The 16,691-nt window shown below is 46.2% G+C and carries 9 protein-coding genes; 7 read left to right on the top strand and 2 right to left on the bottom strand.

Annotated features, from left to right (window positions below; translation table 11 throughout):
* Nucleotides 1-79: 79 nt before the first annotated feature.
* Nucleotides 80-793: a DUF1961 family protein gene (locus tag H5336_RS21400; RefSeq protein ID WP_185236484.1), complete on the bottom strand. Its 714-nt coding sequence runs from the start codon at nt 791-793 to the stop codon at nt 80-82.
* 147 nt (nt 794-940) lie between these two features.
* Between H5336_RS21400 and H5336_RS21395 the strand changes: the two genes are divergently transcribed.
* The 5 genes from H5336_RS21395 to H5336_RS21375 all read left to right on the top strand — a co-directional run bounded on the left by H5336_RS21395 (nt 941) and on the right by H5336_RS21375 (nt 11,479).
* Nucleotides 941-3,649: an exo-rhamnogalacturonan lyase family protein gene (locus H5336_RS21395; protein ID WP_185236483.1), complete on the top strand. Its 2,709-nt coding sequence runs from the start codon at nt 941-943 to the stop codon at nt 3,647-3,649.
* Between the two features lie 121 nt (nt 3,650-3,770).
* Nucleotides 3,771-4,910 (top strand): L-lactate dehydrogenase, encoded by a 1,140-nt coding sequence (locus tag H5336_RS21390; protein WP_185236482.1) that lies wholly within the window; start codon nt 3,771-3,773, stop codon nt 4,908-4,910.
* An 88-nt stretch (nt 4,911-4,998) separates the two neighbouring features.
* Complete coding sequence (locus H5336_RS21385) at nt 4,999-7,593, top strand: glycosyl hydrolase 115 family protein (RefSeq protein WP_185236481.1); 2,595 nt, start codon at nt 4,999-5,001, stop codon at nt 7,591-7,593.
* 475 nt (nt 7,594-8,068) lie between these two features.
* On the top strand, nt 8,069-9,223 hold the full coding sequence (locus H5336_RS21380; RefSeq protein WP_185236480.1) for an iron-containing alcohol dehydrogenase: 1,155 nt from the start codon (nt 8,069-8,071) through the stop codon (nt 9,221-9,223).
* A gap of 1,404 nt (nt 9,224-10,627) precedes the next feature.
* A complete protein-coding gene (locus tag H5336_RS21375; protein WP_185236479.1) occupies nt 10,628-11,479 on the top strand; it encodes a right-handed parallel beta-helix repeat-containing protein in 852 nt (283 codons plus the stop codon).
* Nucleotides 11,480-12,513: 1,034 nt separating this feature from the next.
* Here H5336_RS21375 and H5336_RS21370 read toward each other — a convergent pair.
* Nucleotides 12,514-13,476 carry a HEAT repeat domain-containing protein gene (locus tag H5336_RS21370; protein ID WP_185236478.1) on the bottom strand — a complete coding sequence of 321 codons (963 nt, stop codon included), beginning with the start codon at nt 13,474-13,476 and terminating at the stop codon, nt 12,514-12,516.
* Nucleotides 13,477-14,332: 856 nt separating this feature from the next.
* On the opposite strand from H5336_RS21370, the gene H5336_RS21365 reads away from it, so the two are divergent.
* Together H5336_RS21365 and H5336_RS21360 are read left to right on the top strand one after the other, a co-directional pair.
* Nucleotides 14,333-16,480 carry a beta-galactosidase gene (locus H5336_RS21365; RefSeq protein ID WP_185236477.1) on the top strand — a complete coding sequence of 716 codons (2,148 nt, stop codon included), beginning with the start codon at nt 14,333-14,335 and terminating at the stop codon, nt 16,478-16,480.
* On the top strand, nt 16,456-16,653 hold the full coding sequence (locus H5336_RS21360) for a hypothetical protein (protein ID WP_185236476.1): 198 nt from the start codon (nt 16,456-16,458) through the stop codon (nt 16,651-16,653). Before H5336_RS21365 ends, H5336_RS21360 begins: the two co-directional genes overlap by 25 nt.
* The last annotated feature ends 38 nt before the right edge of the window (nt 16,654-16,691 follow it).

Here is a 16,691-nt window from a genome sequence, read left to right as displayed (position 1 = left end):
TAGCATTAATGAGGCGTTCTGATCCGACCTTATATCGGAAAAGTTCTTAAGTTTCAAATAGTTATTGGTATATTCTTGTTTAATCGTATTTTTTGGTTGGTTTCAAAGCCCAAATCTTAAAATCTCTGTAGCGAAAGCGGCTCCATTGCATTTGACGAAACCCTATTTTGCCTGTTTTCCAATAGTTATCGTCTTTGTCGACATAATGAATAACCTTTTTACTGTCTACCCAAAGAGTAATTTGACGTTGGTGCTTTTCTAAGCGAATTTTATGTATTGCCATTGATTCGGTAGGGATACCTTCAGCACCTTTTTGCAGTAAAGTAAAAGTGTTGTTTTTACGTAGGTTTGCATGGCCCCGATTTTTATTGTGTGCGGCATTGGCATAGTAACTAATATGGTAGCTGCGTATATCGCCTTGCACGTATTGTTTGAAAGTGCCATTGCGTCTGTTTAACGCCGAATCAAAAATATCCTCGCCGTTCATCCCTTTGGCTGCAAAAAATACAATGGCCAAGCCAGCCTCAGAATTCAAGTTCTGAGCGTCCCATTCGGCAATAAAACTGTTTGGGAATTCTTGAGGGCACCAGAATACGTGGTGCATCGTTTCATTGGGAGAGTAAAGCGTCATCCAGCCGTTTTCAAAAGTCAGCTTTCCAGGGCCCTCCATAGTCCAGTTGCGCACATTTTCCGGGTTGCCGAAAGAATTGCTGTATAGCAATTCTCCTTTATCGGCGTCGCAGGAAAGCGCGAGTTGCAGAAGCACTAAACTGATGGTGAATCTTTTAAGCATAATTAAATCTCGATATTCCTACATTTTACAATATTATATTGGTTAAAACGATCATATTTAATCAATAGTAGTCATAAAATGGCATCTGTGATATAAAATAATGCTGAAACTATGGCGCAACATAACGATAGATAGGGTGTTCACTCAATGAATCGACGCGAACTGCTCCTTAATGGAGCTCTTGCTACTACACTTCCATTTGCCTCCGGTGTTGCTTTTTCGGCGATGCAGGCGCCAGTAAAAACGCCTAAGCGTGTCCCCGGCTTTTTAAGCTGGTTGGAGGGGCAGGAGCCAGCAGCGCACCCTTTTGTTACTTGGGGGCAGCCTTGGAAGCCCGGCACCTTGCAGACAAAAGAGTCATTGACGTTGCAATCTCAAAATGGCGCAGCACTACCTCTTCAATCATGGCCTACGGCCTATTGGCCTGATGGGTCTGTTAAATGGACTGCGCATGCGGTACCGGCCAATACAACCCTAGGTGAACAGTTTTCCGTTCGGAAGGGTGTAACTGTTAGGCCCGCGAGTACTGTCAAGGTGAAGGAAAAGCGCCGCTATATCGAAATTGATACTGGCGTTATCACATGCAAAATCCCGCGTACCGGTAATCAGATAATTCAGCAAATGCTGCGGAAGGGGCAGTTAGTTGCTGAAAATGCCCGTTTGGTTGGTTTGGTGCAAAGTAAGCCTGAATGTGAGCCCGGTGAAAGCTGTTCGGTGGAATCGTTTGAGTCGAAAATAGGAGGGGTAATTGTTGAACAGTCTGGCCCTGTGCGTGCAACGATAAAGGTTACCGGAACTCATCGTACCGAACAAAATCGTGAATGGCTGCCGTTCTCTCTGCGTCTTTATTTCTATGCTGGTGGCGATAGCCTTCGTATCAGTCATAGCTTTGTTTTTGACGGTGAAAGTGACAGAGACTTTATTCGTGGTTTGGGCCTTCAAGTTGATATCCCCATGCGCGACGAGCTATACAATCGTCATATTCGAATAGTGGGAGAGGGCGATGGCATTTGGGGGGAGTCACCCCAGGGAATTACCGGATTACGCCGAGATCCGGGCCAGGTTGTTCGCGATGCTCAGGTTGCGGGTATTGCCACGCCACCACTAAAAGAGTGGGATGAACGGGTAAGCAGTCGCATGCATTGGATACCGGTCTGGAACGATGTCACGCTTACGCAGCTGAATGCCAATGGATTTTCAATTCGTAAACGTACCAAGACAGGCCACGGCTGGATCGATTCAGATCAGGGTAGTCGTGCTGCGGGTGTTGCTTATGTAGGCGGTGTTTCCGGCGGTTTGCTGATGGGTATGCGCGATTTTTGGCAATTACACCCTGTGCAACTGGATGTCCGAAATGCTGGTACTGATACAGCTACGGCTACCATGTGGTTCTGGTCGCCCGAGGCACCGGCAATGGATGTTCGCTTTTATCACGATGGTTTAGGACAGGAAACACACGAACAGCAGCTCGATGCACTTAATATCACTTACGAGGATTACGAACCAGGTTTCGGTGAAGCACAGGGTGTTGCTCGTACCACCGAAATGACCCTTCAGCTACACAGTCACACGCCTGCGCGCCAAGATATTGTGGAGATGGCTGATGCTATACGCCAGCCGGGTCAAGTCGTGGCTGCTCCTGAAGATTATTTAGCGTCAGGGGTGTTTGGCGCTCTTTGGAGCTTACCGGACCGATCGTCACCGGAAAAAGGCGCCATTGAAGATCGTTTAGCTTGGTCGGTGCAATTCTATAAGCAGCAGGTTGACCAACGGCATTGGTATGGCTTTTGGAATTACGGCGACATCATGCACACCTACGATGCCGATCGTCATGTATGGCGTTATGATGTAGGTGGTTATGCTTGGGACAACTCAGAATTATCGCCCGATCTTTGGTTGTGGTATTCCTATTTACGTACTGGCGATGCCGAGACCTTCCGTTTAGCCGAAGCCATGACTCGTCACAATCGCGATGTTGATATATACCACCTAGGTCGCTTTAAAGGTTTTGGTTCTCGCCACAATGTTCAACATTGGGGTTGCAGTGCAAAGCAGTTACGCATCAGTACTTCGGCCTATCGGCGGTTCCATTATTTTTTAACCGGTGATGAGCGAACCGGTGATGTGCTCGACGAAGTCATTAATGCCGATACTCAATTGGCTCAAGTAATACCCACGCGAAAAATACCCAACAAAAAACCGGTTCCTGGCGATGTGCGTATGGGCGTGGGTACCGACTGGGGATCGGTTGCGGCAAATTGGCTGACAGCCTGGGAAAGAACCGGCGACTCTCAATATCGCGAGCGCTTGGAGGATGCCATGCGCACTATTGGTGGCCAACCCTATGGATTTTTTACCGGTGTATTTGGTTATGATGTAGAAAACAAAAAGCTATTAGCACCTGAGGATGTTAGCCCAGGTATTTCTCATCTTAGTGCGGTTTTTGGTTTGATCGAAATATGTACCGAGTTAAATCAGCTGCTGGATGTACCTAGCTTTAAGCAAGCTTGGCTAGAGTATGGTCGTTACTACAACGCTAGCCCGAAGGAGCAAGAGCGAAAGCTTGGTAAGCGCCTGAAGGGCAATAGCTTGACAGTGGCTCATTCTCGACTAACGGCGTATGTGGCAGCGGAAACCGGCGATGAAAAGCTGGCGGTTCGTGCGTGGCAAGAGTTTCAGCGCGAATGGAGAGGCAAAAAAGTTATTGGGTCTCAACGAATTGAAGGACCTGATGTATTAAATCCAATAGATGAGGCTCCTTGGTTATCGACCAACGAAGCGGCCCAATGGGGTTTGGCGGCCATTCAAAATCTAGCCTTGGTTGGGCAGGCTTTAGGCCGTAATAAATCAAAATAGATTGTCCTAAAGTGCCGGCATGCACCTGTATAAAAATGGGTGCATGTTCTGTTACAACTCCCCAAAATGTCTGTTCCCGGCTGCAATGCAGCCGCAATGTTAACGATCAATAGGTTACAAAGTGATTCCAGCAAATATTGAAGATTACCGTATTCTTGCGAAAAAACGTTTACCCAAATTTTTGTTTGAATATATAGACGGTGGCGCGTTTAGCGAAACCACTTTGAGAAAGAACTCATCCGATTTTCAGGATATTCGCGTGCGCCAACGGGTATTGCGGGATATTTCTTCAGTTGATACCAGTTGTACTCTATTTGGTGAAAAATACAACCTGCCATTGATATTGGGGCCGGTTGGCATTGCTGGGCTTAATGCTCGGCGCGGAGAAGTTTTGGCTGCACAGGCGGCGGAAGAGAAGAAAGTGCCGTTTTGTTTATCCACCGTTGGCGTTTGCACCATTGATGAAGTGCGGAAAAGCGTGGAAAAGCCTATTTGGTTTCAGTTGTACATGATTAAAGATAGAGGGTTCCTTAACAGTGTTTTGGAATCTGCCCGCGAAGCTGGTACCCAAAACCTGGTATTCACAGTGGATATGCCTATTCCATCTTCTCGGTACCGTGATATTCGTTCGGGTCTTTCCGGCGGCAGTATGCTGCGCCGTCAATGCGCGCGGGTATTTCAATCGATGATTCGCCCAGCTTGGGCCTGGGATGTGGGGCTGTTGGGCCGTCCACATAACCTAGGTACCGTTGCCCCGGCATTAGGACAGAATGCGGGCATTGACGAATTTTGGACTTGGATGAATAAAAACTTTGACCCCAGTGTGACCTGGAAAACACTTGAGACTATTCGCGAAAACTGGAAAGGCAATTTAATTATAAAAGGTATTTTGGACCCACAGGATGCACTGGAGGCAAAAAAATTAGGTGCCGATGGCGTGATTGTATCTAACCACGGGGGTCGACAGTTAGACGGCGCAATGTCGGCCATAACAGCTTTACCCGATATTGTTGATACGCTGCAGGGTGACATTCCGTCTATTCTAGACGGCGGTGTACGAACAGGTTTGGATATTGTGCGTGCGGTTGCCATGGGCGCTAGTTCAGTGATGATTGGTCGACCTTGGGTGTATGGCCTGAGTGCACGTAAAAAAGCGGGCGTTATGGAAGTCATTTCAATTTTAGAAAATGAAATGCGCGTTGCGATGGGACTTTCGGGTAACACCAAAATTAGTGAGTTGAATCGCGATATGTTGCTATAAATGATTGGCGAAAAATTCTCGCTTTTTCATCGTTAAATTTCATGCCGAAGGCACACTAGAAAGCAGAGTAAAGCAAGGCCTCCTTTAAATGAAATACATTATTAGTTTAATAGCTCTGTTGCCCATTCTGTCTGTTTGGGCTCCTTTGACACATAGCTCCGATGAACAATTGGTGTCGAAAAATCCCCGGCCGGGTTATTTGTTTTTACATGGAGAAAACCGCCCAGCTGAAGTGGTGTGGGACGAAGGCGACTACGAAGTGGTAAAAATCGCCGCCCGTGGGTTGATGAGCGATTTACTTTCAGTCACGGGAGAAGAGGCGTTGTCGGCATCTCCTGGTTCGCCTTCTCGCATGCGCATAATTGTTGGGTCTGTTGAACGTTCCCCCTTAATAAAAAGTATTGTTCACTCTACGTCTCTGGATCTGTCACATTTGGAGGGCGCTTGGGAGTCCTTTGTAATAAAAACCGTTGAAGACCCACAACGCCCAGGAAAGAGCGCTCTATTGATAGCGGGAAGTGACAGACGTGGCACCGCCTATGGGGTGTACGAGCTTTCACAAGCGATGGGTGTGTCTCCTTGGCATTGGTGGGCTGATGTTACCCCTCAAAAAGCCAAGGCGATTTATATTAATAAGGGTTTACATCGCTTTGGACCTCCGTCTGTTCAGTACCGGGGCATTTTTATCAATGATGAAGATTGGGGGTTGCAACCTTGGGCCAGTCAGTATGAAAAGGGCTTGGGTAATATTGGCCCGAAAACCTACGAAAAAGTCTTTGATTTATTATTGCGCCTAAAAGCAAACACCCTGTGGCCGGCAATGCACAAGGTTAGTTTGGCTTTTAATGAAGTGCCTGAGAATAAAGTATTGGCTGACCGGTACGGTATTGTAATGGGAAGCTCACATGCCGAACCGATGTTGAGAAACAACGTAAAAGAGTGGCCAAACGCTAAATCATCTTATAATTTCGCCACGCATCGGCAGCAGGTTCTTAACTACTGGGAGCAGAGAGTTAAGGAAAATGGGCAGTATGAAAACATTTATTCCATAGGTATGCGTGGAATCCACGACTCAGGCATGAGCGGTGGCGCATCGAACAAAGAAAAAATTGCATTGTTGGAAGATATTTTCCAACAACAACGTAAGCAGTTACAAACTCACGTTGACCCCAAGTTAGCCAGTATTCCCCAAGCATTTACTCCTTATAAAGAAGTTCTCGCATTGTATCGTGATGGATTGACTGTACCTGACGACATTAGCCTTATATGGCCTGATGATAACCATGGTTATATACGCCAATTACCCAACGACCAAGAGCGCAGTCGCAGCGGAGGATCTGGTGTTTATTATCACCTGTCGTACCTTGGTTCACCTCTCTCCTATTTGTGGTTATATAGCACACCTACGTCTTTGGTTTGGGAGGAAATGACTAAAGCTTATGCCTTGGGCGCGCGAAAGCTATGGATAGCGAACGTTGGAGATATAAAGCCTGCGGAAATTGGAATGGATTTCTTTTTGCAAATGGCATGGGATATTGATCGGTGGACCCTGGAGAATCAGCATACGTATTTAGAAAGCTGGGCTCAGCAGCAATTTTCCGGTGACGGTTTAGAAGCTGATCCAGGTCAGAGTAAAAAAATCGGCGAAATTATGCGGGGGTATTTTGAACTGAATTTCCAGCGTAAGCCGGAACATCTTCAATGGTGGTTACCGCACTCCCGCAGCAAAGGCAGTAATCTAAGCGCCGATGAAGTGAAAATTCGTCTGGCTAACTTTGAAAAGCTGGAAGATAAAGTGCTCGCGATTAAGACATATATATCGGCAGAGCAATACGATGCATTTTTTCAATTAGTCGAATACCCGGTATTGGCAAGTGCCATGGCGAACCGGCGTTATTTTCATGCGGAGCAATATTCTCGCTGGTTTCATGAATCCTTAGCGATGGCAAAGACTCATGGGCAGCGGGCGGTTAAAGCGCAAGAAGCATTAACCGAATTAACGCGCCTATATAATGAAGATATTTCAAACGGCAAATGGCACGGAATGATGTCGGTAGAGCCCGCCGATAACCTGTGGCGATCGTACCGGCAGAGCTCAGTGCAGCTCCCTGCCAGCACTTTATTGGGCGCAGTGAAAACGCCTATCACCCTTGAATACAAAGGCGTGAGCAACGCGCAACCTGATGTTTATCTGGAAGCCGAAGCTTTTATAAAAACCCATAGTCAGTCAGGCTCGTCTTGGGAGGTCGTTCGCGATCTGGGGCGGGTAGGAGATGCCGTTGTGCTATACCCTATGGTTGAGCGTGCCGATACTGAAAGCGATATAGAAAAACGTTCGCCTTATCTGGAATATGAGTTTGAGTTGTCCGAGTCCGGGGGCTACTATATCTACTTTTCACTGCTGCCTAGCTTTCCTGTCAATACCGAGACCACATTGAAACTTGCCTTTTCAATGGGTGATTCTACCTCTGGAATTCAAATGGTAACACTGCAAAGGCAAGTGAAAGATCGGCAATGGAAACGCGCGGTTTTAAGCGGGAGCGTACGCATGAGCGCCTTCGTGAGTTCGGTCAAACAAGGTAAACAGCGACTTCGTGTCTATGGTGTTGATTCAGGAGTAGTCTTGGATCAGATATTTGTTAGCCGCCAGGAGATTCCGGATAGTTTTAGGCTTCCTCAGTAACCGGCCAAGCCGGTTCTTTTTTTAAACAGGGGCAACACCTGAGTAATTAAACAATTTAATACAGGTTTGCAGTAGCTCCCGGACGTCCCTTTATCGTCATTGCACCTATTACTACATAATTAAAAGTAGGCGGCCGAAATTAGATCCGTAGGCGCCCTGAGGGGGGCCCTCTTAGCATCGGCTTGAGGTATCGTCCATGATCTGGGGTATAGCTGTAGTAGCCGATACACGTTCTAACTAGCCGTCTAAATGTGCCCATCAACGGTTTGCCCACCCCCCTGTTCTGAAGTACCGCTCTTCATCCCCCGGCTTGGAGTAATGGTTCCTTATATCTTTACGTTAGCGTGTTTGATTGCCGTCCTCGAAGCTAATAATTCAATATTACGGCCTCTTTCTGATTCAGATTAAGCGGTTATGACTGTAAATGAGCGTTAATGGTCGGGACATGATTCAAACTCACCATGAGGAACTGACAATGGACCAAGTACGCCGCCTAATGATGCCCGCAATAAGCCTTGTAGGCCCCGGAGCGATTGGATCTTTAGCTGAAGAACTACAAGGGCTGGGCTGTGCAAAGCCTCTAATTGTGACCGATAAAGTACTGACCGCTATTGGCCTGGTGGCCAAGCTCGAAAAAATACTTAAAGCAGCCTCTATAAACTATACCCTTTTTGATGAAGTGCAGCCCAATCCCAATACGGCGTGTATTGATGCAGGCCTCTCACTGTATGTAAATGAGCAATGCGATGCCCTTGTGTCGTTTGGGGGAGGGTCTCCTCAAGACGCGGCTAAAGCCATAGGTATTCTTGCCACTAATGGAGGGCGAATTGCCGATTACGAAGGCATTAACAAATCGTTAAAAAAGTCTGCGCCCATCATCGCCATTAACACAACGGCCGGAACGGCCAGCGAAGTGACCATTAACTACGTTATTACCAATGAACAGACCAAAATTAAAATGGTAATGGTCGACAAAAACTGTTTGGCAAGTGTGGCCATTAGCGACCCTGAGTTAATGCTGGCAAAGCCAGCGGACCTTACCGCTGCAACCGGCATGGACGCCCTAACCCATGCTGTTGAGGCTTACCTGTCGATTGGTGCCTTTGAGCTGAGCGATCACCTTGCACTAAAAGCTATCGAATTGATTGGCAGTAGTTTAGAAGCGGCCGTTACGGATGGGGAAAACATCGAAGCGCGCAGTAAAATGGCATGGGCGTCTTATATTGCTGGACTTGCCTTCAATAACTGTGGTCTGGGTTACGTTCACTCTATGGCCCACCAGCTAGGCGGTCTGTACGATTTACCCCATGGTGTTTGCAACGCCATTCTTCTTCCTCACGTTGAGCGTTTTAATGCATCAGCCTGTGGGAATAAGCTAGCCAAAGTGGCAGATGCGCTAGGGACCAACACCGATGGAATGAGCCTTGAGGAGGCTAACAGAGCGGCCTTAAAAGCCATTGAGACGCTAAGCCTCCGTGTCGGTATTCCGCGAGGCCTTAAAGAGCTGGGTGTAGAAGAAGGTGATTTAGAAACAATGGCAAAAAATGCACTGAACGACGTGTGTAAAGGCACTAACCCTAGAGACGTTAACCTCGCGCAAACGGTGCAAATATACCGCGACGCTATGTAAGTAATGTACTCGCGACAAAACCCTAGCTTTGTCGCGAGTTTTAATAGTAACCCTACTTCTTATCCCATTGGCCGAAAAAACGATATTTTTGTCAGCTGCTATTGGGCTCTGAGCACGCCGTAATCACCTAAAGCTTGGTTAGTGGTATACGTAGCCCCCTAACTCTGCCACATCTATCTGACAGAAATCTTGCAGTGCATAATTGTAAAACCTGCAATCGGGATTGATGAATCGACATCGAGATGTTGGAGCGAGGCACTTAAGGAAAACTCGATGCCTTTGGCGCCGCGCTCTCCAGGGTAGCTGTGAGGTGGAATGAGCAAATACCGATAATCGGTTGCCGGCCACCTCCCTTGCCGTCATACGGATACCCCCCTTACATTCCAGTCATTATTGATCATAATACGTCAATTTAGGTCGAGCTGTTTTTCTTTCGGTTAGGTGATGCAATCCCGGGAGACCGGGTTGGAAAAGATTTGTCGGGTAGGTCTGATTGTGGGTGTCGATATGTACAGTTATTATACAAGATGCTGGCAATATTGGCGTAATGAACCGGCTTGATCAAATAGTGTTTTTTGGGGCTTCAGAGCGGCCAAATTACTATAAAACTTTTGATTTTCAATGGTTTATTATGTCCTCTTCTAAGAGGGTGCGTGAACTTTGGTTCGTAGGTTTTCACTTACGATAATGTGATTATAGCGAGTGTGTGAAAGTAAACTGGCTGCAGAGGCTCCTACTGCTGACCATGGAAATAAACCGTTGATTTTTGTGGCTCGACGCCTTCTCAATTGACGAGCATTGATAATATTTTTTCGATACGTGTCACAAAAAGTTACATTAAGTTTGTTTTCGTGCCACTTAACAACTCAGTTTGATCGACTATGATCGATAGTGACGTAAATATATTGACGCGCCTTTGGGCGTAGGCATATGATTTGATTGTTGGGCTCATATTGAGCACGACAATAAACGCTGGGGACGCTCACCAAGGCTGAGCTTCGCTGGTTGTGAAGGAAGTGAGCTTTGTTGCTTGTTGGTCTTGCCGGCAGAGCTGTCGCACTGAAATTGTCGTCTAAAGGTAATCGAAGGCCTCGTTAGTCATTGGAAGTACTCGGTCATTGAGGCATTGAATTGGTGAGGGGGGTGTATATGTTGGTTGCGCCCGATACTAATTTTGCAGCAACTTAGGAGGAAGATAGTCGTTTTAAGTCGTAGTAAAGTAGGGCGTTTATACTAAGGTAGTTACAAATAAAAATGGCTGAAAAGGCCAACGCTTTTGGAGTTTTATTGCTAAGGAGTAGGTATATGGGTTTGAATACCCTATGTTCGATAATTATTTCTTGTTGAAGCTATGTAGGGAAATAATTGATCGTAAACACCTGAATCATAAAAAAAGGCATTTAAATGAAAAAGTTTTCAAATAAAATAAACTGTAGCTTATTGGTCCTGAGTTCTGTTTGTGTTTTATCCTGCTTCGCGCTTAATGCTCATGCATATGACACAAGTACAATTTCCGGTCACCCAACCTCAACTGTATCGCTACAAAGCGGACAAACCTATGACTTTGGGGGAAGAAATATTTACGGCGATAAAGTTGGTAGTAATCCTCTTTTTAAGTGTCATGGTAAGGAAAATGTTACCTTAAAAAATGTAAACATAAAGGATACTCCTCAATTTGGTATTTGGGTAAAGAACTGCAAAAAATTAACCATTAGCAACGTTACTTTACGCGATACGAACTATGGTGGCATCCGTTTCGAGAAAGGCTCCTCCAATAGTAATATCACATTGAGCAATATTAATGGTAAGAACTTGAATGGTCACGGAATAGAACTTTGGGATGTTGATGGTTTTAACATCAGCAATATCGAGATGCACAACACTAAATACTGTGGGTTACTACTAAATCGCAGTAAAAACGGCAGTGTTGGTAAAGTATATGGTACAGACAATGATGAGAATGGCGGTTATGCCACATTACGTTTTGCTAACAGCGCAGGTCCTAACATTAGCGTAAGTGAAGTGATATCAAGATCTTCAGGACGCGGTTATTTTGTTGTGTCGGGTTCTCAAGGTATTACGGTGAATTCTGTTAATATTTCTGGCGCCAATAAAGAAGGTATTTATATTCAGGAAGGCTCGAACAACAAAGTTAAGAGCGGTAATGTACAAAAATCGGGTAGCGTAAACTGTCGAGTTCGAAACAGCTCAGGAAGTTCCATTAGTGCGAATTGTAATGGAAGTACTGGTACCTAGTAGCGTACCCAAGAGTTAATTTTCGATGGTTTCTAGGTCAGTAGTGGTTTTCCGGCAGCGCGGGGAGACCACTATTGGTTTTACAACAGTAAAAAAATTGGAGTGCTCCAATATAGTTTAGCTGTGGCCTATAGTTCTTCCAAAGTGTTATTGTAAATTCTCTCGGTATTATTGATTCTCGAAATACCCCATATTATATGGTGAATGGCTCAAATTTTTCTGTCAAATCCCCCCTTCTGAATCTGAATTCCTGTTAGCTGTATTGGTTGTGCTAGTCGTAGCCGTTTGTATTTTGTTTTGGTGTTCGCGAGATATTTTTTTATTTTAAGTAAGCGGTGTGTTGGCGTGACAGTCAGTGCATGTGATCTATTTTTTCCGCGGTTTCGGGGATTGTTTATGATTACTTTCTTGTGGTAATTTCCCTGCAATCGCCCGTTGAAATAAGGCGTTTAAAGTGTTCGGCTGCCTTGGCTTTTGTTGTTGCTTAAAGTTTAACGGCGTTAGATATTATCAGTTACAGCTGGAAATTTTTCATCGGCTATTCATACCTATTGTTAATAGCGTCTATGTATACATTGGCAGGCGCCGAAGGGCGCGGCCCTGAAAGCTTTGTTGCAGCCTTGCCTTGTTTGGAAAGGCTGCCAGCCTACCGCTACACGGTCCGCTTTACGCTAAGGCTTGCCCGTCTGCGCATAGGTAAAATTGATTATTAGATGTGTCTTTAAGCGTATTTATACTTTTATTGGGGGCTCGAGAATTCGTTCATTACTACTACTTTCACTGTGGGGTTTTGTTCGCCTGAAGGAAAGCACCGTGGATTTTTCTTGAGAGTAGTGCCGAAAGGGTTGAGTTTGTCGGTGGCCGGTAGTTGATGAGGTCAACAATAGCTGAAGGTAGCTGCTTATGGTTCCTTCTGTTGCTGTTAGTGTGACGGATGCCGATAAGCGGTAATAGAATGATTTGGGAAGCTAATGAATAAATGTTCACTTTCAGAGTGGACGATCCGTGTCCAAAAAAATAATTATTGAAGGAGCTTAAAGGTCCTTCAGAATCATTGTTGCGTATTCTCGAACAATTGACGGTTCTTCAGAATTATTGGCTAGGTGTTTTAGGGTCTCAATCATTTCCTGGTTTACTTTGTTTTTATCCAGATAACTAATAGCATTAATAGCCGCCGTTTTAACGTCTGGGTCGGGGTCAATTAAGTGGTCTGTTACGGCTAGGTAAATGGCGTCCTGATTACCGAGCCGGCTTATACCATCAATCGCTCTTGCGGTAACGGTGCTATTTTCGCCCCTTGAAACTAGGCGTTGAAAGCTTTCGTTTGCCTTGGCTTTTGTCGATTCGTCGAGCTTTCCCGCGGTTAATAGGTTTATTATATTTCCTAGAGATTGAGGGTTTGTTTCATAGCTTGCTGCATCTAGAAGGGTTGCGTTAAGTGCCGGCGTGTTAACTCTGTCGTCCCCCATGGAGAACAAAAGTTCAAAACCAAAATTCTGTGTTTCGCTATCTATGGATTGAATTAACGATGTAGCAAAGTCAACGGTTTCCTCGCTTTCATCATTGGCAAGTACTGCAATCAAGGACATGCGCTCATCATACGATTCGCTTTCCAGTATTTGATTTTTTATTTTCTCAACAACGCTTTTATTGTGTCTGACCAGATAGGCCAAATCTTTGAATTCGTTGCTGCTGTATAAGTTTTCACTGCCCAGTTGAAATGCCTTCATTAAGTGCTCTACTTCAGCCTTGTTAGCGAGTGGGGAGGCGTTATCTGAACGCAAGGATTCTGGCTTTATTTGAGCCATCATTGATGAAGTGGCTGGGGCGCAGGCAGAGTCATTGCCTAAAGGAGCAGAAGCGGTGGCGTTTGCCTGATTACCAGAATTCAAGTTACCTAACGTTGGTGTGCTGCCCTCTATCGAAGTAGCGAAATAGAAGTAACTTGCTAGCGTGCCGATTACAACACCTACACATAAAAATAGTATTTTTTGCATATTGTAGTTCCCAACCACGGATGATTATTGTGAGGCTATATGAAGTGAGTATTTATGTCTGACTCGTGCTGTTTTGTCAAGAATAGCTGCAAAAAATTGATTGCGTTAGTAACCGATATGTTGTTTACAGCTGAGTTTATCCTTGCCCTCTAAAATGACGGTGCGTTTAACTATTATTTTGGTAGGGCCTTGATATTCTAATGCTTTTAAATGCTTATTCTATTTGTTGCTTTAGCTTAATGTATGGCGATTCGGTTAGGTGAACTATTTGAACGATAAGAACATCTGGTTCGCACATATATTGATTTTGAAATGCATTATTACCGGATTGTCCTGCTACGGATAAATTCTGGACGAATTGAGCGTGAGCACCAGATTTCATGAAGCGTTTTCGACGTGTTACGAGTTATTTATGAAGGTGCCCTAGAGGGTGATGAACGAAAAATGTAACTAAAAACTCACTAAGCGATGCAGGTAAAAATTGTACTCTTAGCGGGGGGGGGGGGTGATTAAACGGTGAAAAATTGAGGGCCCATTTATGTGGGCTTTTTGTAGATTTGTTATAAATACTTTCCGGTAAAGGGTTTAGGACTGAAGTCTCTAATTTAACGTCTAATATTACAATGCTTTAGGCTTCTATTTCTTGAGGGTAATTCATACAGTTGTCGTATGTAGCGACCCTTTAAGTGAGCTGATACACAGCTTTATGTTCTTTTAAATTTAGGTTGACTTAATATGAGCTGTAATGAGTATTTATGAGTGAAGCCGGGTCTTAATGAGCGTAATATAACGGGTTTGGGCGATGCCCTAACAATACAATAACAGTGTGACCACTGTGTCACCGGGGAGACTCTACATGACCGTTAACCGTCGTGAGCTTTGCAAGCTCACAGGCCTAGCAGCTGCAGGCGCGTCCTTAGCTTCATCAGTAGCGCTTGGCGCTGGCACCAATGCCAACACCGAATTGTCGGCTTCTCGGGCAGCCAATGCGCACTACAAGCTTAAAAAGCTTTATCACTGTGTTTGCTACTACCCCGAGCTTTGGCCGGAAGAAAATATCGATGCCGACATAAAAGAGATGAAAACCCTGGGTATTAACGTTGTACGTATGGGGGAGTTTATCTGGTCGGCCATCGAGCCCGTGCGAGGCTCAGTTGATTTAGGCATCTTCAAGCGTAGCCTCGACAAATTTCACGCGGCAGGTATTGATGTCGTTTTTTGTACACCAACGGCCACCCCGCCGATATGGCTCACGCATGGTCATCCGGAACACTGTTTCAAGGATGCAGACGGGGATATCATGTCACACGGGGCACGTCAGCACGCTAGTTACGCCCACCCCGAAGTCCAAAAAGCCTGCTTTAAAATCATTGATACCATCGTCGGTGAGCTAGCGAGTCACCCCGCGCTTATTGCTTGGCAAATCGATAACGAGATGAAGGCCCATGTTGCTGAAGACTTCAGTGATGCAGCCGTTGTTGGCTGGCACCGTTGGTTGAAAGATCGCTACGGTAATATTGCGGCGTTAAACAAGGCCTGGGCCACCCAGATCTGGAGCCAGTACTACCAAAACTTTGAGCAGGTACCTGCACCGGTTAAAACCCCCTTTATGCACAGTGCGTCTCTGAGTACGGCCTATCGACTTTACTCCAGGGAGGCCATTGTTGATTTCATGAAAGAGCAGCGGCGGATCATTCGCAAGCATTCGAATTTGCCGATAACCCATAATGACAACCCCGCTTTTAACATTCACCACGAGGGCTCTATGGAAGCGCTCGATTTTGCTGCCTTCGATGCTTACCCCACAAAAGACAAATGGGGCGCTTTGGTATTTCGTTCAGACCTTTACCGAGCAGCTATTCCCGGCAGGCCTTTCTGGCTAATGGAAACCAGTGTTGCGCATAACGGTTGGCTGGGGGAACATCACCCGGTGCACCCGAAAGGCTACGTTGCCATAGAAGCCTCGCTGGTTTACGCATTGGGGGCCGAAGGCTTTGGTTACTGGCTTTGGCGTCAACAGCGTGCAGGAGTAGAAATTTCCCACAGCGCAATTAAGTCTACCTGGAACGAGCCGAGTATCGGCTATGAGGAAGTGAAAGCCGTTAACCGTTCACGCGAGTTACTCGAACCCCTATTAACGGCAAGCAAGGTAGCGTCCGCAGAGGTAGCGCTGACCTATTCTGACCGCGCGCGGGCCATGATAGAAACCGAAAACCTCGACAAACGCGAAGGCTTTCCAACTACTTACCGTGGCGTAATAGAGATGTGGCATGCCCAGCTTCGTGATTTGGGACTTCACCGCGATGTGCGTTTCGAGGGGGCAGGGCTCGAAGGGCTGAAGTTACTGGTTACCCCAGCCATGCCTTATGTTGATGCGGTCTTTGTTAAAAAGATAATTGCATTTGTTGAGGCGGGAGGCATTTGGGTAGCAGGGCCTGCTACGGGTATTCGTGGCGAAGATCATTCAATACCGTTGAACGCGGGCCTCAATTTACTCGATGCTCTTCTCAACGTGAAAACGGAATTTGTTGTGCCTTTAACCGACACAGGTACCAAGGGCGAAGCCTTTGGTATTACCAGTGAATTGAGTGGTTGGTGTGCGGCCGTACAACCGCTTGAGGGTACCGAAGTCAAAGGTCACATCCGTTCCGGCGTAGCCGAAGGCAGGGCTTTTATTACGGAGCACAAGCTCGGTAAGGGCCGTGTAGTATTGTTAGGCGCCCATCCACATGGCGAGCAGGGGCGAGTAATGCTAGACCGTATTGTTGCTCACTATGCCGATTTGGCCGGTGTAACAGAGCGACACGAAGCAACGGCTGGCACGGTGGTTTGTCCACGCATAACCGAAAGCGGCGAGCGACTTTGGGTGCTGATTAATATGGATGGTAAGGGCGGAAAAGTCAGTTTACCGGGTAAGGCGGTAGATGCCGTTACCGGTGAGAAAATTCGCGGTAAATCATTGCGAGTCGGTGCCTACCAATGGCAAGCCGTGCGATTTGTATAGAAAAAAATCGTCGCGAGCGCAACCATTCACCGTTGTTGAGAGGTGTATCTCAATGGGGTGTTTGGGGGTGTTTGGCGGTATTAGCCGCCTTTGCCTGCGTTCCTACGTTGCAGGCCGAGGAGTATGGTATACGCGCCGATATTGGGCCGCGTAAATACAGCGAGGCCACCTAGATGTTGGCGGCACCGGTAAAGAGGGGGAGCTACTACGG

The organism is Teredinibacter franksiae (genome assembly GCF_014218805.1).
In the GTDB taxonomy this organism is placed as follows: domain Bacteria; phylum Pseudomonadota; class Gammaproteobacteria; order Pseudomonadales; family Cellvibrionaceae; genus Teredinibacter; species Teredinibacter franksiae.
The sequence above is the reverse complement of the archived record's forward strand: the minus strand, read 5'-3'. Positions and strand labels throughout refer to the sequence as shown.

Bases quoted from the DNA above. Each gene is read 5' to 3' on its own strand.
- H5336_RS21360 (WP_185236476.1), top strand. From the start codon at position 16,456: ATGGCAAGCCGTGCGATTTGTATAGAAAAAAATCGTCGCGAGCGCAAC.
- H5336_RS21375 (WP_185236479.1), top strand. From the start codon at position 10,628: ATGAAAAAGTTTTCAAATAAAATAAACTGTAGCTTATTGGTCCTGAGT.
- H5336_RS21365 (WP_185236477.1), top strand. From the start codon at position 14,333: ATGACCGTTAACCGTCGTGAGCTTTGCAAGCTCACAGGCCTAGCAGCT.
- H5336_RS21370 (WP_185236478.1), bottom strand. From the start codon at position 13,476: ATGCAAAAAATACTATTTTTATGTGTAGGTGTTGTAATCGGCACGCTA.
- H5336_RS21380 (WP_185236480.1), top strand. From the start codon at position 8,069: ATGGACCAAGTACGCCGCCTAATGATGCCCGCAATAAGCCTTGTAGGC.
- H5336_RS21395 (WP_185236483.1), top strand. From the start codon at position 941: ATGAATCGACGCGAACTGCTCCTTAATGGAGCTCTTGCTACTACACTT.
- H5336_RS21385 (WP_185236481.1), top strand. From the start codon at position 4,999: ATGAAATACATTATTAGTTTAATAGCTCTGTTGCCCATTCTGTCTGTT.
- H5336_RS21400 (WP_185236484.1), bottom strand. From the start codon at position 793: ATGCTTAAAAGATTCACCATCAGTTTAGTGCTTCTGCAACTCGCGCTT.